The organism is Streptomyces hokutonensis, from assembly GCF_000376565.1.
Classification (GTDB): domain Bacteria; phylum Actinomycetota; class Actinomycetes; order Streptomycetales; family Streptomycetaceae; genus Streptomyces; species Streptomyces hokutonensis.
The window spans coordinates 1-22,761 of record NZ_BARG01000028.1 but is presented as its reverse complement, the minus strand read 5'-3'; the positions used below and the strand labels follow the sequence as shown (position 1 = coordinate 22,761).

Genomic DNA, 22,761 nt, shown 5'->3' with positions numbered 1-22,761 from the left:
GGTGTGCCGGGATTACTTCGTGGACTTCAGACCGATGTTGACGAAGTCGTAGTAGCCGCTGTACGCGTTCGTCGTGTAGACGTTGGCGATACGCGAGGAGCGCCAGTTCAGGAGTCGCTCGAAGGTGAAGGGCAGGTAGTACGCGCCCTCCATCACCTTGTGGTTGATCTCCGTGGCGATCTGCGTCTTCTTCGACTCGTCCAGCGCAGTGTTGTACTGGTTGAACAGCCCGTCGATCGTCTTGTCCTTGATCAGGGCGAAGTTGTTGTTACCGCTCTGCAGGATGTACTTGCTGTCCCACAGCGGGGCGCCGTAGCCCTGGACGGTCGGGAAGTCCGCACCCCAGCCCATGATGATGATGCCGAGCTTCTTCTTCGCGACGTTCGAGGGGGAGCCGATGATGCCGGAGCTCTGCGAACCGTCGTACTGGTAGATGTCGGCCTGGATGCCGACCTTCTTCAGTGCCGCCTGCAGGGACGTGGCCGTGGCCACCTCCTGCGTCTTGTTGTTGCGGACGGCGATGGTGGTCTTGAAGCCGTTCGGCTGACCACAGGCCTTCAGGGCCTTCTTGGCCAGGTCGTCGTTGCCGGTCTTGTTGGCACCGGAGATCCCGTACGGGTCGTACTTCTGGCCCTCGCCACCGGCGATGGCGGGCGGGAGCATGTTGGTGCCGATGTCACCACCGGCGATCGGGCCACCGCGCGCGGTCTGCAGCGACACGTGGTCGGCCGCGTAGATGACCGCCTTGCGGCACTCGATGTTGTCGAACGGCTTGACGCTCTGCGGGAAGACCGCGTAGCGGATGAAGCCGGAGATCGGGTTGTCCAGGTTGGCCTTGTGCTCCTTCAGGGCGATGGTGCGGCCCTGCGGACCCAGACCCGTCTGGCCGGCGTCTATGTCGTAGTCGCCGTTGATCAGACGCTGGTCCATGTCGGACTGGTTCGAGGAGATGGTCAGCGAGATCTTGTCCGGGTACGCCTTGCGCACCGGGTCGGACGACGCCTTCCAGTTGGTGTTGCGCACCAGCACCAGCTTCTTGCCGGGGCTGTACGACTGGAACTTGTACGGGCCGGAGGAGAAGGGGTGCAGCGTGTACTTCGCCTTGGTGTCCTTGTCCTGGCGGACCGGGGACGCCGTGACCATGGCGAGGACCTGCTTGAAGTCCGAGTTCGCCACGGGCAGGTGGAAGACGATCGTCTTGGCGTCGGGCGTGGAGATCGCCTTCAGGCCGAGCTTGTCCTTCGAGGTGTCCTTGTAGGGACCCTTGTAGGTGTTGTTCGGGTCGAGCATCTGCTGGAGGTAGATCGGACCGCCGGACAGCACGTCCTGCGCCCAGACCCGCTCGATGCCGTACTTGATGTCCTGGGAGGTGATGGCCTTGCCGTCCTCCCAGGTGATTCCGTCACGCAGGTGGAAGGTGTAGGTCTTGCCGTCGGACGAGACCTGGCCCTCGTCGGTGGCGAGGTCGGGCGTGAGCTCGGCGCCCGCGGCACCCGGCTCGGTCTTGAAGGTGAGCAGCTGACGGCTGTAGTACCGCGAGAAGTCCCACATGAAGCCGTAGTAACCGCGCGTGGTGTCCCAGAAGTCGGCGTCCTGGGCGGAGACGAACTTGAGCTCGCCGCCCTTCTTGACCAGCGAGGCCTGGGCGACCTTGTTGTTCGCCGCGTCGAAGCCGGCGGCACCGGTCTTCGAACCGCCGTCGTCGCTGCTGTTGCCGCCGCCGCACGCTGCCAAGGCCAGCATGCCGGCGACCGCGGCAGCAGCGGCAAAGGCCTGCCTACGCCGCCCTGAGGTGCGTTGGGTAGTCACGATCTCGGATCCTCCGGATTTGATGAGAGACCCCGTGTAGATGGCACGGGACGCTTGGGTCAATGCGGTTCAGCGGGAAGCCTTCGGGTCCAGCGCGTCCCGCACGCCGTCGCCGAAGAGGTTGAAGGCCAGAACGGTGATGAAGATCGCCACGCCGGGAACCACCATGTACATGGGGTCCGAGTCGTAGTAGTCGATCGCGGTGGAGAGCATCTGTCCCCAGGAGGACGTGGGCGGCTTGACGCCGACGCCCAGGAAGCTGAGTGCCGCCTCGGTGAGGATGTTGGTGGGGATCATCATCGTCGTGTACACGATGATCGGCGCGACCAGGTTGGGCAGCAGTTCCTTGAACAGGATGTAGAAGCGTCCGGCGCCCAGCGAGCGGGCGGCCTCGACGTACTCGCGCTCACGCATCGACAGGGTCTGTCCGCGCACCACGCGTCCGATGTACGGCCAGCCGAAGAAGCCGATCACCAGGATCATCACGAACACCCGCACGCTGGAACCGCTCAGGCCCAGCATCTCGTTCGGCATCACGGAGACCAGCGCGATGATGAAGAGCAGCTGCGGGAAGGCCAGCAGACCGTCCATGACCCGGCTGATCACCGAGTCGACCCAGCCGCCGAAGAAGCCGGCCAGGATGCCGAGGACGGTGCCGAGCACGACGGCGACGATCGCGGACAGGAAGCCGACGAGGAGCGAGATCCGGGAGCCGTAGAGGATCCGCGCGAAGATGTCGCGGCCGTTGACGGGCTCGACACCCAGCAGGTGGTCGCCGCTGATGCCGCCCAGCGACCCCTTGGGGGTGCCGAACAGCGGGTCGATCAGGGTCTCGTGGAAGGTGTCCGGATCCTGTCCGATGAGGCTGGCGATCATCGGGGCGAAAACCGCGACCAGAATGAGGACGAGCACGACAATGCCGCCCGTGAGGGCGAGTTTGTCGCGCTTGAGGCGCTCCCAGGCGATCCGGCCCAGGGAACGCCCCTGCACGGCCTTGTCACCGGCGTTGGCGATCGCCGCTTCCTCGGCTGCGCTCGGGGCCGCTTCCGCGGTCGGCTCGTGCAATGGTGCCGTCATCTGGCAGGGACCCCTCTCAACCGGCGGTAGCCGGCCCACACTTGCCGCTGTGGCGGCCATGATCAGTCCGTCGTACATCGGGGCACACGGCCCCTGGTGCGGGAGTCTTCAACGCTTTGGTGATCTGCTGCCAGACTTGGCGGTGAATGGATGCGTAAACGTGATGCGGGCTGGAGGGTTCCGTTATACGGACAACGGGTAACGCCCCCCGGACGCGGGGCAGTTGGGACAGAACACCGATCCGGTGCCTTTTTAGGGCATCGGACCGCGATCTACGCGCGAAGAAATGTGTCGTCGGCGTAAATCCTGCGGAGAAGCGGGGAAGAGGACTCGCCGGGCAAGTATCCACCACGGACGGGTGAGCAGCCGTACCCGCCCGCCCGGGCGGGCGCTCGCCGGCGGCCGCAACGCCACGCCGGACGGCCGCACAGCGCCCCCGTCACCGACCGGACGACACCGATCCGGGCCCCGCCGTCGGCAGCCGCACGCGACCCGGGACGCCACGCCACCCACCCGCCGGGATCGACGACGCGACGGATCACCTCTCCGACCGACTGCGCGGCCCACCCACCGGACCAGTCCGGCTCGCAGACCCTGATCCACAGGGCCGGACGTCTACGACCGGTCGCCCCGATCCCCCAAAGGCGCCCCGCACGGCCGAGCGTCCGGCGGGCGCCGACTTCACCGCACTGGATCGAGGGACCGCTGGATGCCCACCCTCTTTCCGGCGATGACACCCTCCCCGCCCGCCACCTACGTCGACCTCGCCCCAACCACCCCTTGACCAAACCCCCAGGAGCACCGCCCCAGGGCGAGGCCGAAAGGCGTGATGTACACCACACCGCGAGGTCGTGATGTCCAGTTCACGACAAGAAGCCCACCTTTCTCCCGGCCCGCAGGGCGGACATTCGAGGCAATCCCCGAACCGTGCCATGTCGAGGGAAAGCGGAATTTGAGCGTCGCTTGAGGGTGGGCGCGGGGAGGAATTCGAATCCGCTTGCCACGTTTTATTTCGGCCCGATACCTTCCTCCCCATCGGCGGAGAGCAATCTGCTCGCCCAAGCCGAGAAACGGGGAATCACGAATGTCGCTTCGTATGAACAGAACCGCCCATTCGGCAATGGCGCTGGCTGCCGTCATGACGGGCGCGGTCGCCATGGCCCCTGCCGCCAGTGCGGCGACATCCGGCTCGAAGAGCCCGATGTCCTGTCCGGGCGGGGAAATCACCTACACGGTCAAGAAGGCGGGCAAGCCGTACTACTCGACCCTCGGCAACCGCGTCGGCGCGTACAACAGCAGTTCGTCCAAGGCCACGCTCAACTACACCCTGGCCTTCAGCACGGTGCGCCAGACCTCCCACACCTTCTCGGTGGGCGTGAGCCTCGAGTGGGAGATCAAGAAGATCATGAAGATCAAGGTCGACGGCAGCTACGCGTACAACGTGACCAAGTCGACCAAGAAGGACAACAGCGTCTCCTTCTCCCTGCCGGTGGCCGGCCATTACTACGGATACGTCCAGCCGAAGGTCCAGTACACGCCCTTCACCACCACCAAATGGCTGGAGAAGTCGAACTGCAGCGTGGTGAAGGTGAAGTCGAACACCGTGCACGCCATTACCGCATACCCGATTTTCGCCTCGTGCCAGAGCAGGAACGAGACCTGCACCCCGAAGCCGAAGTAAGAGATTCGTGACGGTATAAGCGCACGCCGGAAACAAACGATGGGGCCCGCTCTTTTCAAAGAGCGGGCCCCATCGTCTTTCAGTACCTCGGAGGCGGATAGCCGTATCCACCCGGCGTCGACACCTGCGCCGGCGCCGCGTGGGCCTCGCGGTCGTAGAACGGGCGGGCGTTCGCCCGCAGCCACAGGGCCACCGGGTCGTAGTCGTCGGACATCGCCACGGTCGACACCGGCAGGCCGTCCGGGACCGCGCCGATGGACTGCTGCATCATCGCGCGCACCGAGTCGACGGCGGGCGGGCTGGTGTCGTAGACATCCAGACCGATCGCGAGATACGGCGCCCCGAGCGCGGGCTGCACCCAGGCGCGGCGGAGGGTGCGGACCGCCGGGGTACGGTGGGCGTTCTGGGTGAGCAGGCCGTAGAACTGCGGGACCTCGATCGCCGGTTCCGTCAGGCGCAACGGCCCGGCGGGCTGGCGCTCCAGGCCGGTGGCGATGCGGCGCAGGTCGAGCCAGGGGATGCCGACGCCGCCGCCGGGGGCGTGCGGGTTGAGCCAGAGGCCGAAGTGGTCGGGGTAGAGGGTGCGGGCCACGTCCAGGCCGTCGACCACCTCGTACGAGCGGTTCCAGCCGCTCGCGGACAGCTCCTGGGCGGAGGTGACGCAGGGGGCGTAGCCGTAGCCCTCGACGTGCATGTTTCCGTACTGGGCGTCCGGGGAGCCGGACTGGCCGTGCCACAGGAGCATCCAGATCTGGCCGGAGTGGGGGGTCGCGAGGGCGCGCAGGAGCGCCTCGTAGGCGTCGTAGCGCCCGGGCGTCACCTGGCGCAGCATGTGCTCGACCTGGCCGGTCGCGGTGCCGCTGGCGCTCACGTGTACCGCCCCTTCTGGTGGTTGGCCTGCGTTCGGAAACAGCTTAAGCGCCCAATGGGTGGGGGCTCAGTGTCCGTTGGCGAGTGCGGGTGCGTCGTGGCTTGTCGCGCCCCGCGGCGGAGCCGCAGATCGACACAGCCCCGCGCCCCCGGGTCGGCTGCCCCTCGCGGAGTTTCTAGTGACCCTGTGTATAGAAGGGGCGCACTGTCTGCCGCATCCACTCCGCCACCGGGTCCTGCGTCACGTCCAGGAGGACCAGGTTGACCGGCCACTTGACCTCGGTCCTGGTGAGGGCGCGGGACAGGGCGTCCATGGGGGCCGCCCTCAGGTCGCCGTCCCAGTTGGTGAGTTCGACGCCCACGAACATGACCGGGTCGGCGGTCTCGATCGCGGCGAGGCAGCGGCGGGCCGTGCCGACCACGCCGATGGCGGCGAACTCGGCGGAGGCCGCGGCGAGGAAGTCGACCGGGTCGTCCTGCCAGTCGGGTTCGAAGAGGCGGACCCGGCCGCCGCTGGTGGGGCCGTCGAGGGCGGTACGGCCGATGCGGCACAGCTCGGCCACGGCGGCGGGCGGGAGGGGGATGCCGACCACGCCGTCCGGGTTCACCGCGATGCCCACCTGCGGGGGCAGCCCGCGGGCGAACTCCACCGCGGGCGCGATCGTGAACGACAGATGCGAGCCGACGACCTTGCGGAACTGTTCCTCGGAGCTGAAGACCGGGACGAAGGCCTGCCCCTCGATGTCGAGCGTGGGCAGATCCAGGGGTCCGCTGTGCGGGCCTCCGCCGCTGGGCAGCGGGACCCAGACGAAGCTGCGGGACAGCACCTCGATGATCCGGCCGCCGGCCGAGGGCAGGCCGAGGGAGACCGAGAGCACCTCCTCCAGCTCGTTGCCGGGCCATCCGCCGTGCGGATGCGGGTGGGGGTACGCCTGACCGGGGAAGTCCGCCGGGAAGTCCATCTACCTACCGCCTGCTGGTGAAACCGCCTGCTGTAAACGTGCTGTGACGGAAAAGGCTAGCGGCTCAGTCCGCGAAGTCGATCCGCCTCAGCACGTCCGCCGCGTCCCGGTCCAGCAGGACCGCCGAGCCCACGCCGTGCGGCAGGTCGCCGCGCTCCACGGCGCGCAACAGGCGGGCGGCGGCCCGGCGGTGGCGCAGGAACGCGTACCGCGAGACGCCCCGGCCGCGCTCGCGCTGGCCGTCGAGCGCGGTGTCCGGGCTGACGTCGAGGAACACCAGGTGCAGCGTGCCGCCGCGGCGGCCGGCGGCGCGGGCGAGCCAGCCGCGCACCCAGGTCTGGGTGCCGCAGTCGTGCACGACCGCTCCGGACGCGGAGCGCAGGGTGCGGTGCAGTCCGGTGTAGTGGGCGAGGCGGACCAGCGGGCGGTAGACGGCGTACGGAAGGAGTCCGGATATACGGGACGCCCGGGTCTCCCAGCGGTCCCTGGCGTCCTGGCTGTCGACGCGGACGCCGTCGCCGGTCACCGCGCGCCGCATCAGCGTGGATTTGCCGCTGCCGGGCAGGCCGGTGACCACGACCAGGTCGCGGGGGCCGAAGCGGAGTCCGTGCGGGCTGCGGCCCGCGCGCTCGCGGAGGTCGCGGACGACCGGTGCCGGGCGCGCCGGGCATGCCTCCCTGGCCGGGGCCGAGGGCTGTTCGGGCAGCGCTACGGCCGAGGTCGTGGCGTACACCGTGGTCCTTGTCACCGTGATCGTCCTCCCTGCGGGGTCAGGAAAGGTTCTCCCCAACTAGCGTAAAGAGAAGGTAATGCACGGTGTCTCGCGGTTCCGTTCGCTTCCGGCCACAGGCCTGTTACAAAGCCTGTGCGATGATGTGCGCGCCTAACTGCATACCGGCCGCTTGAATCCGCGCGGGAGAGTCCCCGGTCGTACGACCTCCGGGGCGCCGAAGGAGCAAGTCCCTCCCTTGAATCTCTCAGGCCCAGTTACCGCGCGGGCGAGGCACATCTGAAAAGCGGACCGCCCGTCCCGGTGGTCCCACCCAAGGTGCAACCCATGGCCCGTGCGTGTCCCGCGCGGTCATGGCGAACCTCTCAGGTTCCGATGACAGATGGGGAGGAACGACCTCGCCGTCATGCCTTGGGAGACCGACCGATGAGCAGTACCGCCGCCCCCCGTCGTACCGCGCTCGACGCGCTGCACCGCTCGCTCGGTGCGACGATGACCGACTTCGCCGGCTGGGACATGCCGCTGCGCTACGGCTCCGAGCGCGACGAGCACCTCGCCGTCCGCACGAAGGCCGGCCTCTTCGACCTCTCCCACATGGGCGAGATCACGGTCACGGGACCGGAGGCGGCCGCACTCCTCAACTACGCGCTCGTCGGCAACATCGCCTCCGTGGGCGTCGGCCGCGCCCGCTACACGATGATCTGCCGGGCCGACGGCGGCATCCTCGACGACCTGATCGTCTACCGCCTGGCCGACACCGAATACATGGTGGTGGCCAACGCGTCGAACGCCCAGATTGTCCTGGACTCGCTGGTCGAGCGCGCCGAGGGCTTCGACGCCGTCGTCCGCGACGACCGTGACGCGTACGCGCTGCTCGCCGTCCAGGGCCCCGAGTCCCCCGGCATCCTCGCCTCGCTCACGGACGCCGACCTCGACGGCCTGAAGTACTACGCCGGGCTGCCCGGCACGGTCGCGGGCGTCCCCGCGCTGATCGCCCGCACCGGCTACACCGGCGAGGACGGCTTCGAGCTGTTCGTCGCCCCCGGTGACGCGGAGAAGCTGTGGGAGGCGCTGACCGAGGCGGGCGCCCCGGCCGGGCTGATCCCGTGCGGCCTGTCCTGCCGGGACACCCTCCGCCTGGAGGCGGGCATGCCGCTCTACGGCCACGAGCTGTCGACCTCCCTCACCCCGTTCGACGCCGGGCTCGGCCGGGTCGTGAAGTTCGAGAAGGACGGCGACTTCGTCGGGCGTACGGCCCTTACGGCCGCCGCCGAACGCGCCGCCGCGCAGCCGCCGCGCGTCCTGGTCGGCCTCGTCGCCGAGGGCCGCCGGGTCCCCCGCGCCGGCTACTCCGTCGTCGCCGACGGCCAAGTGATCGGCGAGATCACCTCCGGCGCCCCCTCCCCCACGCTGGGCAGGCCCATCGCCATGGCCTACGTCGACGCAGCGCACTCCGCGCCGGGCACGGCCGGTGTCGGCGTGGACATCCGGGGCAGTCACGAGCCGTACGAGGTCGTGGCGCTGCCGTTCTACAAGCGCCGGAAGTGACAGTCGTCGTAGCGTCGAGTCCGTGACCGGGGGCGGATCGCCCCTGCTCTACGACGCCCTCCGCATTGCCCCCTTCACCAGCACTCCCCCGCGTACAGGAGAATTCACGCCATGAGCAACCACCCCGAGAATCTGCGGTACAGCAAGGAACACGAGTGGCTGACGGCCGCCGCCGACGGTGTCGCGACCGTCGGCATCACCGAGTTCGCGGCCAACGCGCTCGGCGACGTCGTCTACGCCCAGCTCCCCGAGGTCGGCACGACGGTGACCGCGGGCGAGTCCTGCGGCGAGCTGGAGTCGACCAAGTCGGTGTCGGACCTGTACGCGCCGGTCACCGGTGAGGTCGTGGAGATCAACACGGCCGTCATGGACGAGCCCGCGCTCGTCAACTCCGAGCCCTTCGACGGCGGTTGGCTCTTCAAGGTACGGATCACGGACGAGCCCGGCGACCTGCTCTCCGCCGACGAGTACACCGCCTTCACCGCCGGCTGAGGAGTCGTAGAACCATGTCCGTCCTGAACACGCCCCTGCACGAGCTCGACCCGGACATCGCCGCCGCGGTCGACGCCGAGCTGCGCCGTCAGCAGTCCACGCTGGAGATGATCGCCTCGGAGAACTTCGCTCCGGTCGCGGTCATGGAGGCACAGGGCTCCGTCCTCACCAACAAGTACGCCGAGGGGTACCCGGGCCGTCGCTACTACGGCGGCTGCGAGTACGTCGACGTGGCCGAGCAGATCGCGATCGACCGGGTCAAGGAGCTGTTCGGCGCCGAGTACGCCAACGTCCAGCCGCACTCGGGCGCCTCCGCCAACCAGGCCGCCCTGTTCGCGCTCGCCCAGCCCGGCGACACGATCCTCGGCCTCGACCTGGCGCACGGCGGCCACCTCACCCACGGGATGCGGCTGAACTTCTCCGGCAAGCAGTTCGACGTGGTCGCCTACCACGTGGACGCGCGGACCGGTCTGGTCGACATGGCCGAGCTGGAGAAGCTCGCCAAGGAGCACCGCCCGAAGGTCATCATCGCGGGCTGGTCGGCCTACCCGAGGCAGCTGGACTTCGCCGAGTTCCGCCGGATCGCGGACGAGGTCGAGGCGTATCTGTGGGTCGACATGGCGCACTTCGCCGGGCTGGTGGCGGCCGGCCTCCACCCGAACCCCGTCCCCTACGCGGACGTCGTCACGTCCACCACCCACAAGACGCTGGGCGGCCCGCGCGGCGGGATCATCCTCGCCAAGCAGTCCTTCGCGAAGAAGCTGAACTCGTCCGTCTTCCCCGGCTTCCAGGGCGGTCCGCTGGAGCATGTGATCGCCGCCAAGGCGGTCTCCTTCAAGGTCGCGGCGGGCGAGGACTTCAAGGAGCGCCAGCGGCGTACGGTGGAGGGCGCGCGGCTGCTCGCCGAGCGACTGGTCCGGGACGACGTGAAGGCCGTAGGGGTCGACGTCCTGTCGGGCGGCACGGACGTGCACCTCGTCCTGGTCGACCTGCGGAATTCCGAACTCGACGGCCAGCAGGCCGAGGACCGGCTCCACGAGGTCGGCATCACGGTCAACCGCAACGCCGTCCCGAACGACCCGCGGCCCCCGATGGTCACGTCGGGCCTGCGCATCGGCACGCCGGCGCTGGCGACCCGCGGCTTCAGTGCCGAGGACTTCGCCGAGGTCGCGGACGTCATCGCGGAGACGCTGAAGCCGTCGTACGACGTGGCGGGTCTGAAGGCCCGGGTCACGGCGCTGGCGGAGAAGTACCCGCTGTACCCCGGGCTGTAGTCAACCCCGGGGGTGCCGCCGCAGACTGGAAGGTGTGCGGCGGCACCCCACCCCCCTTGCACCACCCCGCACGTCCGCGTTCTGAGGAGTCACCGTGGCCATCTCGGTCTTCGACCTGTTCTCGATCGGCATCGGCCCGTCCAGCTCCCACACGGTCGGCCCGATGCGGGCGGCCCGCATGTTCGCGCGCCGGCTGCGCAACGAGGAGCTGCTGGACTCCGTCGCCGCCGTCCGCACCGAGCTGTACGGCTCCCTCGGCGCGACCGGGCACGGGCACGGCACCCCGAAGGCGGTGCTGCTCGGCCTGGAGGGCGAGTCGCCGCGCACGGTGGACGTGGAGGGGGCCGACGAACGGGTCGAGCAGATCAAGGCGGCCGGACGCATCCGCCTGCTCGGCGAGCACGAGATCCCGTTCGACTTCGACGCCGACCTGAAGCTGCACCGCCGCAAAACCCTGCCGTACCACGCGAACGGCATGACCCTGTGGGCGTACGACGCGGCGGGCGGCGAGCTGCTGTCCAAGACGTACTACTCGGTGGGCGGCGGTTTCGTCGTCGACGAGGAGGCGGTGGGCGCCGACCGGATCAAGCTGGACGACACGGTCCTCAAGTACCCCTTCCGCACCGGCGACGAGCTGCTGCGCCTCACCCAGGAGACCGGCCTGTCGATCTCCGCGCTGATGCTGGAGAACGAACGCGCCTGGCGCACGGAGGAGGAGATCCGGGCCGGGCTGCTGGAGATCTGGCGGGTGATGGGGGCGTGCGTGTCGCGGGGCATGTCGCGGGAGGGCATCCTGCCCGGCGGCCTGCGGGTCCGCCGCAGGGCCGCCATGTCGGCACGCCAACTCCGGGCGGAGGGCGACCCGTTGGCGCACGCGATGGAGTGGATCACGCTCTACGCGATGGCGGTGAACGAGGAGAACGCGGCGGGCGGGCGGGTGGTGACCGCCCCGACGAACGGCGCGGCCGGCATCATCCCGGCCGTCCTCCACTACTACATCAACTTCGTGCCGGGCGCGGACGAGGACGGCGTCGTCCGCTTCATGCTCGCGGCCGGCGCCATCGGCATGCTCTTCAAGGAGAACGCGTCCATCTCCGGCGCGGAGGTCGGCTGCCAGGGCGAGGTCGGCTCGGCGTGCTCCATGGCGGCGGGCGCGCTGGCCGAGGTCCTCGGCGGCTCCCCCGAGCAGGTCGAGAACGCGGCCGAGATCGGCATGGAACACAACCTCGGCCTCACCTGCGACCCCGTCGGCGGCCTCGTCCAGATCCCCTGCATCGAACGCAACGGCATGGCCGCGGTGAAGGCGGTCACCGCCGCGCGCATGGCGATGCGGGGGGACGGGTCCCACAAGGTGTCCCTCGACAAGGTCATCAAGACGATGAAGGAGACGGGGGCGGACATGAGCGTGAAGTACAAGGAGACGGCTCGGGGTGGGCTTGCGGTGAACATCATCGAGTGCTGAGGTGGGAGCCCCCGGGACGATCACCGGTCAGCAGACTCAGCGCTTCTCCCACCAGTCCCATGGCCTGCTCGACGTAGAAGCTCGGCGCCGCGCCGCCGGACCTCGTGGTCACCGGGCGGCGAGGGCGCAGAAGCCCAGGAGGTAGGAGGCCGCGAAGACGACCGGTACCCATTGCTCGACGTGGGTCAGGCGCAGGTACTTGCGCCAGTCTCGGCCCTCTCCGAGCGCGCCCCACTCGGCACGGGAGTACGCGAACGCCGGCAGTCGTTCCTCGAAGGCGCCGATCACCTCGTACTTGGCGGTGTTGAGCTGCCGGTACGAGCGCACCATGATGTACCACGCCGCGCACTGGGCGAGCAGAATGACCAGCCCGGCCAGCAGCAGGAGGACGGACATGTCGGCCACCGTCCGGTCCGAGACCGCGGCCACGACTGCCACGACCGCGCTGTTGAGCGACAAGAAGAAGGTGTTGGTCAGATTGCGTCGGGAGCTGACCCGGTCGGCCATCTCCACGCAGAGCTTGTACTGGTCGAGTACCGCCTGCTGATAGCGGTCGTTCGCTTCCGAGTAGTCGGACGGACCGACCCCCGTGTTCCACAACGCGTCCCCGATGTCGCTCATGCCACCAGCATGGCGAACAACCGGGGGCGGCGAGGCCGATTCGGCGCGGTGACGGACGGTAGTCGGACTCCTCGTCAGGAGTGAGTCACCGAGCTGCGGACGGCGCCTTCCGGCCACACCACGTCCACGTGGATGCCGGCCTTCCGGGCATCGAGAACCGCGTCGGCGGTACCTCCGCCCCTGCCGCCCGGGGGTTCCCCGTTCCATACGGCGACGAGCCGGTCCGCGCATTCCAGCAGTACGGCGTTGGCGGCGGCGTAGGCCTGCGGGCCGGCTGTCTCGTAGGGCAGCACGAGCACCTCGTCGGCGGCTTCGACGAGCCCGTCGAAGGTGGGCGCGTAGTCGGCGGCGACGTGGTTCCGGCGGTAATCCTTGGCGGGGATGACGGCGACCAGGGACCCGCCGGCGGCGAGAACGGCCTCGGCGAACAAGGAGTCGGAGCCCTTGGCCATGCAGGAGACACCGACGAGCACGTCGTCGGCGGCAGCGGCGTACTGCCGCAGCAGTTCGTCCAGGGCGGTGCGGATCAGGGGGACGCTTTCGTCCGTCAGATCCATGTGCCCGGTGACAGCGAGGGTTGTCACGGTCCTCTCCCCTTCACCACGGCTCCACAAGGACTGCACGTCACGGCGACCCGTGGGACCAATTCCAGCCATGTCGATCCCATCGCCCACAACTACTCGGGATCTACGGCAAGTTACCCCTCGGCGCCTCTAGACTCGGCGCACCATTACGGCCGCACAGGTCGTCCTGCGTCAAGAAGGACCGTGTCGAGCGCGAGCCCTCCCAGCCTCGCCCCCGGCGCGTAGCGTTCGTGAACGGGGGATGTTGGGATGCCCGGTGCCGACGAGGCCGGCGGGGCGCTGTTCTCGCTGCCCATGGTCGTACCCAGAACAACCGAGTACATGCGCCTCGGTGTGCCGCCCGAGGCCACGGCCGAGGAGATCCGGGCGGCCGCGAACCGCAACGACGCCCGGCTCAGAGCGCGCGGTGCGAGTGACGAGGAGATCGCCGCGGCCCACGCCGCCAATCTGGAGAGCACCGAGTCCCGCGCCGCACACGACGCCCGCCATCCACCGCTCCCACTGCTGCGTCTCGTACCGACCTGGGAGCCGATCCTCGACGCGGACGGCAAGGCCGCCGGTCTGACCGTGCTGCGCAGGGAGATCGAGGCATTCCTCGCCGCGGCCGGCGAGGACGTCCACCGCCCCACGGATACCACCCGTACGGATTTCACCGGCGACTTCACCCGCACCCATCTGCTCGACGGCTTCGCCGACGACTGAACCCCGGAGGTCCCCCATGGAAGACGAGTTGCACCGGGTCGTCGGCATCGACCTCGGTACCACCTACTCGGCCGTCGCCGCCTATCACCCCGACGACCTCGCCCCGCAGATCCTCGCCGACCCCGAACGCGAGGGGTCCGCCGCCGTCGCCACGCCCTCGGTCGTACGGCTCGACACGGTCACCGGTGCCCTCGTCGTCGGGCACGACGCCAAGGACGCCATCAGCCGAGGACCGGGCGCCGAGGGCACGTTGGTGGAGATCAAGCGCGAGATGGGAGCGGAGTTCAAGGAGCCGGAACGGCTCGCGTACTTCGGCGCCCAGGGCGTCTACCAGGTGAACGACCCCGTGCGGGCCAGGCTCGGTGACGAGTGGCTGCTCCCTCAGGAGATCAGCGCTCTGGTGCTGATGAAGATGAAGCGGATCGCCGAGCAGGCTCTGGGCGGGGAGATCCATGACGCGGTGGTCACCGTGCCCGCCTACTTCACGGAGCGCCAGAAGAAGGCCACCGAGGAGGCGGCGCTGCTGGCGGGTCTCTACCCCCGTCAGCTCATCCCCGAGCCCACCGCCGCCGCCATCGCCTACGGCGTCGACCGGGCCGAGACCGAGCGGCAGGTCTACCTGGTCTTCGACCTGGGCGGCGGCACCTTCGACGTGTCGATCATCGAGACCCGGGAGGACGAGATCGAGGTCATCGCGACCGCCGGGGACCAGCGGCTCGGCGGGGGCGACTTCGACGACGCCGTCGCCGAGTGGATCAAGGAGCGGCTCGGCGACACCCTGCCGAAGGAGATCGAGCCGCTGCGGATCAAGGCGGCGGCGGAGACGGCGAAGCGCGAGCTGTCGCTGCGCGCCGCGACGACCGTCGACCTCGGCCATGGGACCACCCCGCTGGAGCTGGACCGGGAAACCTTCGAGTCACTGATCCAGCCGCACCTCGACCGGTCCCTGGAGCAGGTCGACAGGGCGCTGGACGACGCGCGCAACGGCAAGGGCGTACTGCCCGAGCATGTCAACGCCGTGCTCCTCGTGGGCGGTTCGACCCGTGTCCCGCAGGTCAGGCGGATGCTGCTGAACCACTTCGACCAGGACGAGGGGTTCGTGCGCGGAGACGCCAACCCCGACACGCTGGTCGCCCGGGGCGCGGCGATCGTGGCCAACCGGTTCGAGGCCTCGCCCGCCTTCGACCTCTCGACCCGGCCAACCGCCGAGCGGTCCGCGGACGAGCAGGACTACGCCGTCACGCTGATCGCCGAGCACACCATGGGCGTCGGTGTGCAGGACGGCGAGTTCAGCGCGCTGATCCCGCGCGGCACCAAGATCCCGGCCCGCCATGTGCAGAAGTACTACAACCCTGATCAGGCACCCCGCATCGAGGCGGCCATCTATCAGGGCGAGGACAGGTTCATCTACAACAACACCCTGATCGGCACGATCCATCTGGACGACATCGAGCGCCGCCCACAGGGCTACCACGAGTTCGAGGTCGAGTTCACGCTGGACATGAACGGGCTGCTCGCGGTGCAGGTCACGCACACCAACACCGGGCGGGAGTACCAGGCGACCTTCGACCAGAGCACCACCATCGGCACGCTCGACGAGCTGGCGGAGAAACGGGCCGCGCTGGAGAAGCTGTTCGCGACGGTCGGCGGGCCCGCGCCGGGCGGCGAACCGCAGCCTCCGGTCGGTCCCGGGCCGGTGCCCACCGTGCCCGGGCCGGTGGCCGTGATTCCCGATCCGGTGGCCGTGATTCCCGGCCCGGTGGCGGTCACCGGGGCCCCGGTCGGCGGGATCGACGCCGCCGCCGTACCGGCCGAGTACCGCCGTACGGTCAAGAAGGCCCTCCGCGTCGGCCAGGCGTCGCCCGCTCTCACCGCGGCCCTGGACGGGTTCTGGAACGCCGTGTGCTCCGGTGCCGACGAGGACACGCTGGACGAGCTCGCCGACGTCATCGAGGCCGAGCTTTGACCACGGCCACGGAGGCACCGGAAGCGGCCGTCGCGGCGGAGCTCGACGCCGAGTACGCCGGTGTCGGCTGGTGGGGCACGCTCTACCGCGCACCCCACCGCCGACGCTGGTACCGGCTGATCCCGGTCGAGGAGATCGACGGGGACCAGCGGGCCGAGCTGCTGGCCTGGCAGACCCGGCCGCGCCGCATCGGGCTGGTCCCGGTGATGCCCGGCGAGCGGGGGGAGCAACGGCAGCTCGCCGGCCGCTGGTTCCAGGTCGTCAGCTACGAGACCGACGCGCCCGGCAACCTCGCCGACGCCCTAGCGGGGCGCGAGACGGCCGCACAGCTCGCGTCCGTGGCCGAGGCGCTGCGGGCACTGCCGGCCTGGCGCGCCGCGATCGGCCCCGAACTGGTGGCCCTGCCCGCCGACATCGTGGTGACCGGGCACGGCCCGCTGCTGCTGCCGCTGCCCGCCTGGGGAGCGCCGTCCCTCGGGCAGCTCTTCGCGGAGCCGGAGCGGCTGGCCCATCTCACGCCGGAAGCGGCCCGCGGGCTGCCGGCCGGCGGCCGGGACCCCGGGCTGCACGCCCTGGCCGTCACCGCACTGCGCTGCTTCGAGTCACCGCCGGACGCGGACAAGGAGCGGCTGCTGCAACGGGCGGCCTGCGCCGGCGTGTTCGCCCCCCGCGCCCAGGACAGCCTGCTGCCGTCCTGGATGCGCCGGGTGGAACCGGTCCGGGAGGTGCGGGAACAGCTTCGCGCGCTGAGTGCGGGGCTCGGCGGCACGGACCCGGAACAGCTGGCCGACGCCCTCGACGAGGCGCGCCGCGCGATGGATCCGGTGACGGCGGTAGGTGCCCTCCGCGCGGCGGGCCGGCCGCGCCAGGCCGTCGGGCTCGCCCACACGGCACTGGTCGACTGCCCCGGATACCCGCTGCTGATCCTCGCCGCCGAGATCGCCCACGAGGATCTGGGGGACCCGCTGGAGGCGCTGTCGCTGCTGGAACGCGCGGTGCAGGCGGACCCGGAGCGCGTGGAGGCGTACACGGCACAGCTGTCGATCATCGGCGGCCTGTGGGAGGTCGTGCAGGGCCGGCTCGCCGGGGCCACGGATGGCTCCTTCGCCCACCGGCTCCTGACGACGGCCCACACGGCGTTCGACCGGCTGCCGCCCGATCTGCGCCGCAAACACGCGCACGAGATGGCCGTCTGTCTGATCGGTCAGGGCGAACTGGCCAAGGCCAACGCCTTTGTGCACCAGTGGCTGCACGACGGCGACACGCTGATGTGGTGGCGGTTCGACCTCATGCTCGACTACGCCGAGACCTTCCTGCTCCTCGGCCGGCTCGACGCGGCCGAACAGGTCGCCGAGCAGGTCCAGACGGGCCTCCGGCGCGTCCGGGAGAGCGGACACATGACACAGCGTCACATCCATGAATACGGCATGCGGTACGCGGAGCTCGTCCGGCGGCTGCACCGCGAACGCGGCAGGGAGACCGGGACGTGACCACGATTCTCCTGGCGGTCGTCATGCCGCTGCTGTTCCTGTCCGTCCTGGCCGGTGCCGCGTACTTCCTGGTCGTACTGCCGAGCCGCTGGCGGCTGCCGTACGAGCAGGCGCTGGTGCTGCTCGACAGCGACGACCGCGACGAGCTGGAGCGGGCCGACGGGCTGCTCGGGCAGGCCGTCGGGGCGGGGCCCCGGGGGCAGGGGCTGGACCGGATCCGCTTCGCGCAGGCCTATGTGCGGGCGATGCTGGGACGGTACGAACCGGCGCGCTACGGCGCCGCCGCGACCGCCCTCGACGAACTGATCGCCGGTGAGGGCCGTACGACGGACACCGCCTACCTGGAACTGTGGGTACAGGCACGGCTGGAGAGGCACGACCGGGTCACCGACCTGTACGCGGAACACGCCGAGCTTCTGAAGGGCCGGCCGGAGAGCCGCCGGATCGCCGCCATCTCCCACCTCCACCTGGCCGTCGGGCACTGGCAGCGGCACGAGACCGACGGAGCGCTGCACCACTTCGACCGCGTCCGGGAACTCGACGAACTCACCGACCGGATCCCGCCCGAAGTCAATGACCTCCAGCTCGTCAAGGGTGTCCAGTCGATGCTCGACGGGCGGATCGACGAGGCCCGTGACGCGTTCACCGGCGCGCGCAAGCGTGCCGAGGAGCGGGAACTGCCCGTCACCGAGGCCGAGTTGGGGATTCTCGCCTGCGACTGGGCGGATGGCGATCCGGGCGAGCTGAGCGAGCGGCTGGCCGGTCTCTCCCTCCAGGTGGCCCATCGCCCGGCCGACGCCCCCACGACAGGACCGCTGCGCACCGGCGTCGCGATGCTGAGGCTGCTCGCCCTGGTGCGGGAGTGGCTGGGCAGGCCCGCGCTGTCCGGGGCACCGTGGCCGTCCGACTTCGAGGAGCTGGAGCGGCGGGCGGCCGCGGTGCGCGAGGCGGATCCCGACCTCGGTGACCCCGCACTCGTCGAGGGCCTGGTCCGCTACTACTTCGCCCTGAGCCAGCCCGAACGCGAACAGGCGCTCGTCGTGCTGGACGAGGGCACGGGACTCGCGAAGGGCATCACGCTGCCCGAGGTGCTGGACCTGATGGAACGTGAGCGGGCGCTCGGCGGCGAGGGGGACGCCATCTCCCGGTATCTCGCCCTCGTGAGCGAGTTCCTCGACGATCCGGACCGTTCCCCGGGAGACCGGGCCCAATACCGGCGTCTGAAGGACAGGTTCGCGCCGTACGGCGACCCTGGCGGCCTCGACACGGAGGCCGTTCCCCGGCCGCGGGCCCCGCAGGACGACATCCAGCGCCGCAACGACGCGCTGCGCCGTCGTATCGAACTCATCACGTACCCGAGGCTCCGGGACCTCCCCGAGGACCACCCGGCCAGGGCCGTCGTGAACGAGCTGCTGAAGGAGCTGGAGGCCGCCTCCCAGGTGTACGCCGACGGCGCCGCGGTCCTGCACGGAGCGGAACGCAAGATCATCGTGGGTACCGGAGAGATCCTGCTGCCCGAGGAGGAGAGGACCGATGACCGGGATCATGCCTAGGCGGCGGGTCGTGCCCGGGCGGTGGACCGGCGCACGGGCGGGCGGCCTGCGGGCCGAACTCGCGCTCGCGCTCGGGCGGGGCCGTACGGCCGACCGCGGCGCGCTGCTCGACCGGCTGCCGCGAGTGGAGCACCAGCCCGAGCCGGCCGAGGAGCAGCTCTTCGAACAGGCCGGGCTGGCCCGGGTGTTGATGCTCCTGGTGAAGGTGGACCAGGAGTCCGAGTATCTGCTCGCCCGGCAACTGGCCGAACACGCGCTCGGCACGGTGCCCGACCCCGGCGAGGTGCCGGAGCCCGGGGACGCGTCCGGGCTCGGAGAGGAGTACTCGTGACCGGTACCGCGGACGACCGCCACTCGTTCCGGGAGATCAACCCCGTTCAGTCGCTGCGGACGCCGTCCTTCGAGTTCTCGGGGATCGGCCGCCGGGCGGGCCTCGTCGAACACGACCAGCAGCTGGAGGAGTTGACCCGCGGGCCGGGCGCCAAGCCCGTCACGGACCGCCTGCTCGAGCTGCCGCCCGCCACGCTCATGGACATGTCGTTGGTGCTCGACGACGAGGGCGAGGACCTCCTCGAGGACGCCCGGGCCAACGCCCACGAAGGCAAGTACGACATCGCCCTGGAGCTCCTGACCGAATACCTGCTGAACAAGCCGGAGCACCAGGAAGCCCGCTACCTGCGGGCGTTCTGCATGTACCGCCTGGACGGGCAGGACCAGGTCGCGGCGCTGCGGATCCTGCGTCCGCTGCGCGACGAGCCGATGCCGGACGACCTCCGCGGGCAGGTCGGCGAACTCCGCCGGGAACTGCGCAGGCGTCTCACCCCGGGCGAGATGGACTCCTACGCCCGGACGGCCGGCGCCGATCCCCGGGGCGCGCTCGAACGCGCGGAGGCGTTCCTCGAGCTGGCCCCGGAGGAAGGTTCGCTGTCCTGTCTCGTCGCCCTCGGCCAGGCCAAGGCCGGCGCGCTGGAACTGGCCCTGGACACGGCGACGCGGGGGGTCGCGGAAGCGGACGTCGACAAGGAGCAGGTCGCGGCACTGGAAAGCAGGTTGCTGCTCCAGCTGGCGCGTCCCGCCGCCGCGCCGGCCGTGGCAGCGTTCAGGGCGGGCGACCCGCGCCTGGCGCGTGCCGAGCTGGCCCGCATGGACGCCCGCCGGCGCCGCCACTCCGTCATCGCCGACTTCGACGCCTATCTCGCCCTGTGCGTCACCAGCCCGAGGCGCGCGGCACCGCCGGCGCCGAACCTGCCCCGCGACCGCGCCGACGCGGTCTACTCGCTGATCGCCGAGGCGGACGGACAGACGGCCGCGGCGCTGCTGCAGGCCGGTCTCGCCGAAGCCGCCGAGCAGGTACTGGCCCGTGTCCTGCCCCTGGTCTCCGGCTTCTCCTGGCTCAACTTCCTCTACGCCGTCTGCCTGCTGCACCTGGGCCGCGACCCGGACCGGGCGGTGGCCTGCGCCGAGATCGCCGGGCGGGACGCCACCATCACCCAGGCCGGCGAACTGCTGGAGGCCGTGCGGGGCTGGCAGGAGGCGGCGGTCGTCAACCCGGCGGTCGCCGAGTTCGTCGACGCCATGAAGGCCGCGAACAGCGGTGGGTCCCCACACCGGCTGGCCACCTTGCGCAACCGGCTGACCGGCCTGCAGGGCAGACTTCCCGCTGTGCGGGAGGCGGTCCGGTCCGAGCAGGGCAGGCAGATCGTCCGGGAGCTGGAAAAGGCGACGGTCCAGCGGCTCGCGGAAGTCGCGGACGCGATGGCCGTCGGCGATCTGTACAACCGGTACGACGCCATCATGTCCCCGGTGAAGGGCGGTATCTCCGACACGGCGACGGCGGACCGGCTGGCCCGTTCCCTGGACGACCTGGACGCGCGCATCAGCAACCAGCGCCGGGGCACCGGGAAGAACGGCGGGCGCGATCCGCTGGACGAGCTGGCGAAGCTGGTGACCGCGCGCCGCACGGAAGTCGCCCGGGTGAAGACGGCGTTGATGGTGTCGGACCTCGTCGAACGGTTCAACAACCTGGTCAAGCCGCCGCCCGACCCCCTGTCGGCACGGTTCCCCTTCCAGCCGCCGACTCCGGATCCGTACACCATGCGCACCAAACTGACCGGCATCCGCGACGAGGCCCAGCGGCTGCGGCGCGGCCACGGCGCCGCCATGGACCCGCAGCACCGGAAGCTGCTCGACGAGCTGATCGGCGCGATCTCGAAGGTGCTGGGATGACGACGGACATCGCGGGGACCGCGTCCGGGGCCGACCAGTGGGACGTGTTCATCAGCTACGCCCGCGAGGACTACATCCAGGCCAGGGATCTGCACGACGAGCTCAGCGGGTGTGTGACCGCCGACGGTGCGACGCCGAGGATCTACCTCGACGTGTCCCGCACCAGCGGCACCCCGCTGGGCGCGGACTGGCAGAGCTTCCTGGAGGAGGCGCTCCCCCGCAGCCGCCATGTCGTGGCGCTCTATTCGCCGACGTACTTCGACAAGGACGTCTGCCAGTGGGAGCTGCACGAGGCGTACAAGCTGAACCCTCCGGAGGGCGGCCGGCTCATCCCGCTGCTCATCAATCCGGGGGCCGTCGAGAAGGTGCCGTACATCGTGCACCGGATCAACTGGATCTCCACGGCACGGCCCCGCTGGATCGACGAGGTGTGCGAGGCCGTGGGGCTGCGCCATGCCGAGGCCCGCACCGTCCTCCACTTCGAGACACCGGTCAGCGAAGCGATCGCCGGTCACACGCTGCCGGCGCTGAAGGTGACCGGCACGGCACCGGACGGTGTGTCCCCGTGGCCGGCCGGGGCCACGGTCACCTTGACCGCACACCCGCCCACCGCCGAGCCGACCGGCACGCTGACCGCGTCGGTCACCGGGAGCACGGCGGTCTTCGGCGACCTCGCGTTCCGCACGCCCGCCCCGGAGGTACGGCTCGTCGCGACCGCTCCCGGCTGCGAACCGGCGACGACCCCGCCCTTCGAGGTGCGGGCACCCGAGGAGCAGCCGTCCTGGGACGAGCCCGACCGCCCCGTCCTCGCCGCGCGCGGACACCCGGTCTTCTTCCCCGACGGCCGCGCGCTCGCCGTACGCGACGGACGAACCCTGACCTTCCATACGGCGGAGCACGAGGTCGGCGGTACGGCGGAGCTCAGGGAGCGGCCCCGGCTGTGGGCACGCGGGGAGCGCTGTCTGGCCGTCGCCGACTGGTCGGGGCGGGTGGTGCTGGCGGCCCCGGACGGGCGGCACCGGATCGTCGACCTGCCCGCGCCGCACGGCGGACGGTTCAATGTGCCCGGTGCGCTGGCCTTCGCCGGGGACGTGCTGTACGTCGGGATGTGGAGCGGGGCGGTGTGGTCGCTGTCGCTCGACACCAAGGACCCGGAGCCGGTACTGGAACACCGGGCGGGCGTCCAGGTGTTGGCGACTGACGGCGGCGGACTGCTGGTGGGCGGCCTCGACGGGAGGCTCACCCGCTACACGGACGGCCGGGCGGGCGCCGAGCACCAGCTGGAGCCGGTGCTTCTCACTCTCACCCGCGTTCGGAACTTCGCCCTCGCCGTCGGTGAACACCGTGTCCACCGGCTGGACCTGACCGCGGGACGGCTGCTCCAGGTCACCCAGCCGGTGACGGCGGTCACGGGCGCCCTGCCGGGCGGCGGACTGACCGCGATCATCGACGCGGCGGGCCAAGGCGTCTGTTTCGACTCCGAGTTGGCGGTGCGGGTCGGATTCCGCACCGTGCCGGGCGCCCGGCCGGTGGGCTCGGGCGACGACGGGCGGCTGCTGGTCCTGGAGCATCCCGACGGATCCCACGCCCTGGTCCGCGGCGGACGCACCACGTACGTCACCGGGCATCCGATGGCGCTCTCCCCGGACGGCCGGCGGGCGGCGGTGTCGGACGGGGAGCGCCTGCTGATCCTGTCGCCGGAGGACCTGGAGGA

The 22,761-nt window shown here is 70.3% G+C and carries 19 protein-coding genes and 2 riboswitches; of the genes, 12 read left to right on the top strand and 7 right to left on the bottom strand.

The features are described 5' to 3' along the window. Positions 1-12: 12 nt before the first annotated feature. Entirely contained in the window at positions 13-1,809 is a 1,797-nt protein-coding gene (locus SSP08S_RS15935) for an ABC transporter substrate-binding protein (protein WP_026178531.1), read from the bottom strand. A 69-nt stretch (positions 1,810-1,878) separates the two neighbouring features. Continuing rightward, a complete protein-coding gene (locus SSP08S_RS15930) occupies positions 1,879-2,886 on the bottom strand; it encodes an ABC transporter permease (RefSeq protein ID WP_026178530.1) in 1,008 nt (335 codons plus the stop codon). 1,120 nt (positions 2,887-4,006) lie between these two features. Between SSP08S_RS15930 and SSP08S_RS15925 the strand changes: the two genes are divergently transcribed. Continuing rightward, positions 4,007-4,567, top strand: a complete 561-nt coding sequence (locus SSP08S_RS15925) for a hypothetical protein (RefSeq protein WP_019068617.1) — start codon at positions 4,007-4,009, stop codon at positions 4,565-4,567. A gap of 79 nt (positions 4,568-4,646) precedes the next feature. On the opposite strand, the gene SSP08S_RS15920 is transcribed toward SSP08S_RS15925, so the two are convergent. From SSP08S_RS15920 to SSP08S_RS15910, 3 genes are all read right to left on the bottom strand, one after another. Next, entirely contained in the window at positions 4,647-5,438 is a 792-nt protein-coding gene (locus SSP08S_RS15920; protein ID WP_019068616.1) for an enhanced serine sensitivity protein SseB C-terminal domain-containing protein, read from the bottom strand. Positions 5,439-5,613: 175 nt separating this feature from the next. Beyond that, positions 5,614-6,399 carry an enhanced serine sensitivity protein SseB gene (locus SSP08S_RS15915; protein ID WP_019068615.1) on the bottom strand — a complete coding sequence of 262 codons (786 nt, stop codon included), beginning with the start codon at positions 6,397-6,399 and terminating at the stop codon, positions 5,614-5,616. Between the two features lie 64 nt (positions 6,400-6,463). Then, positions 6,464-7,153: an AAA family ATPase gene (locus tag SSP08S_RS15910; protein ID WP_043259483.1), complete on the bottom strand. Its 690-nt coding sequence runs from the start codon at positions 7,151-7,153 to the stop codon at positions 6,464-6,466. A gap of 149 nt (positions 7,154-7,302) precedes the next feature. Next, positions 7,303-7,402, top strand: a riboswitch (glycine riboswitch). Then, positions 7,403-7,521, top strand: a riboswitch (glycine riboswitch). 34 nt (positions 7,522-7,555) lie between these two features. On the opposite strand from SSP08S_RS15910, the gene gcvT reads away from it, so the two are divergent. The 4 genes from gcvT (at position 7,556) to SSP08S_RS15890 (ending at position 11,905) form a co-directional block, all read left to right on the top strand. Further along, positions 7,556-8,677, top strand: coding sequence for a glycine cleavage system aminomethyltransferase GcvT (gene gcvT, locus SSP08S_RS15905; RefSeq protein ID WP_019068613.1), 1,122 nt, complete (start codon positions 7,556-7,558; stop codon positions 8,675-8,677). Positions 8,678-8,788: 111 nt separating this feature from the next. Further along, positions 8,789-9,169: a glycine cleavage system protein GcvH gene (gcvH, locus tag SSP08S_RS15900; protein WP_019068612.1), complete on the top strand. Its 381-nt coding sequence runs from the start codon at positions 8,789-8,791 to the stop codon at positions 9,167-9,169. 14 nt (positions 9,170-9,183) lie between these two features. After that, a complete protein-coding gene (glyA, locus tag SSP08S_RS15895; RefSeq protein ID WP_019068611.1) occupies positions 9,184-10,443 on the top strand; it encodes a serine hydroxymethyltransferase in 1,260 nt (419 codons plus the stop codon). A gap of 94 nt (positions 10,444-10,537) precedes the next feature. Next, the gene (locus tag SSP08S_RS15890; RefSeq protein WP_019068610.1) at positions 10,538-11,905 is read left to right on the top strand and encodes an L-serine ammonia-lyase; all 1,368 of its coding nucleotides are present in this window, start codon (positions 10,538-10,540) and stop codon (positions 11,903-11,905) included. A gap of 108 nt (positions 11,906-12,013) precedes the next feature. Here the strand turns inward: SSP08S_RS15890 and SSP08S_RS15885 are convergent, their stop codons facing one another. Together SSP08S_RS15885 and SSP08S_RS15880 are read right to left on the bottom strand one after the other, a co-directional pair. Further along, on the bottom strand, positions 12,014-12,526 hold the full coding sequence (locus SSP08S_RS15885; RefSeq protein ID WP_019068609.1) for a RipA family octameric membrane protein: 513 nt from the start codon (positions 12,524-12,526) through the stop codon (positions 12,014-12,016). A gap of 74 nt (positions 12,527-12,600) precedes the next feature. Further along, on the bottom strand, positions 12,601-13,110 hold the full coding sequence (locus SSP08S_RS15880) for a hypothetical protein (protein ID WP_026178527.1): 510 nt from the start codon (positions 13,108-13,110) through the stop codon (positions 12,601-12,603). Between the two features lie 249 nt (positions 13,111-13,359). Between SSP08S_RS15880 and SSP08S_RS15875 the strand changes: the two genes are divergently transcribed. The 7 genes from SSP08S_RS15875 to SSP08S_RS55365 all read left to right on the top strand — a co-directional run. Next, a complete protein-coding gene (locus SSP08S_RS15875) occupies positions 13,360-13,812 on the top strand; it encodes a hypothetical protein (RefSeq protein WP_019068607.1) in 453 nt (150 codons plus the stop codon). A 16-nt stretch (positions 13,813-13,828) separates the two neighbouring features. Further along, positions 13,829-15,778 (top strand): Hsp70 family protein, encoded by a 1,950-nt coding sequence (locus SSP08S_RS15870; protein WP_019068606.1) that lies wholly within the window; start codon positions 13,829-13,831, stop codon positions 15,776-15,778. Then, on the top strand, positions 15,775-17,268 hold the full coding sequence (locus tag SSP08S_RS15865) for a tetratricopeptide repeat protein (RefSeq protein ID WP_019068605.1): 1,494 nt from the start codon (positions 15,775-15,777) through the stop codon (positions 17,266-17,268). The genes SSP08S_RS15870 and SSP08S_RS15865 overlap by 4 nt, the downstream gene beginning before the upstream one ends. Beyond that, positions 17,265-18,821, top strand: a complete 1,557-nt coding sequence (locus tag SSP08S_RS15860) for a Rossmann-fold NAD(P)-binding domain-containing protein (RefSeq protein WP_019068604.1) — start codon at positions 17,265-17,267, stop codon at positions 18,819-18,821. The genes SSP08S_RS15865 and SSP08S_RS15860 overlap by 4 nt, the downstream gene beginning before the upstream one ends. Continuing rightward, a complete protein-coding gene (locus SSP08S_RS15855; protein WP_158697166.1) occupies positions 18,802-19,152 on the top strand; it encodes a hypothetical protein in 351 nt (116 codons plus the stop codon). The genes SSP08S_RS15860 and SSP08S_RS15855 overlap by 20 nt, the downstream gene beginning before the upstream one ends. Next, positions 19,149-21,047, top strand: a complete 1,899-nt coding sequence (locus tag SSP08S_RS15850; RefSeq protein WP_019068602.1) for a hypothetical protein — start codon at positions 19,149-19,151, stop codon at positions 21,045-21,047. Before SSP08S_RS15855 ends, SSP08S_RS15850 begins: the two co-directional genes overlap by 4 nt. Then, a partial coding sequence (locus SSP08S_RS55365) for a toll/interleukin-1 receptor domain-containing protein (protein WP_043259482.1) occupies positions 21,044-22,761 on the top strand: 1,718 nt, incomplete at its 3' end. The genes SSP08S_RS15850 and SSP08S_RS55365, both read left to right, overlap by 4 nt.

Bases quoted from the DNA above. Each gene is read 5' to 3' on its own strand.
- SSP08S_RS15875 (WP_019068607.1), top strand. From the start codon at position 13,360: ATGCCCGGTGCCGACGAGGCCGGCGGGGCGCTGTTCTCGCTGCCCATG.
- SSP08S_RS15855 (WP_158697166.1), top strand. From the start codon at position 18,802: ATGACCGGGATCATGCCTAGGCGGCGGGTCGTGCCCGGGCGGTGGACC.
- gcvH (WP_019068612.1), top strand. From the start codon at position 8,789: ATGAGCAACCACCCCGAGAATCTGCGGTACAGCAAGGAACACGAGTGG.
- SSP08S_RS15925 (WP_019068617.1), top strand. From the start codon at position 4,007: ATGGCGCTGGCTGCCGTCATGACGGGCGCGGTCGCCATGGCCCCTGCC.
- gcvT (WP_019068613.1), top strand. From the start codon at position 7,556: ATGAGCAGTACCGCCGCCCCCCGTCGTACCGCGCTCGACGCGCTGCAC.
- SSP08S_RS15870 (WP_019068606.1), top strand. From the start codon at position 13,829: ATGGAAGACGAGTTGCACCGGGTCGTCGGCATCGACCTCGGTACCACC.
- SSP08S_RS15930 (WP_026178530.1), bottom strand. From the start codon at position 2,886: ATGACGGCACCATTGCACGAGCCGACCGCGGAAGCGGCCCCGAGCGCA.
- SSP08S_RS15915 (WP_019068615.1), bottom strand. From the start codon at position 6,399: ATGGACTTCCCGGCGGACTTCCCCGGTCAGGCGTACCCCCACCCGCAT.
- SSP08S_RS15885 (WP_019068609.1), bottom strand. From the start codon at position 12,526: ATGAGCGACATCGGGGACGCGTTGTGGAACACGGGGGTCGGTCCGTCC.
- glyA (WP_019068611.1), top strand. From the start codon at position 9,184: ATGTCCGTCCTGAACACGCCCCTGCACGAGCTCGACCCGGACATCGCC.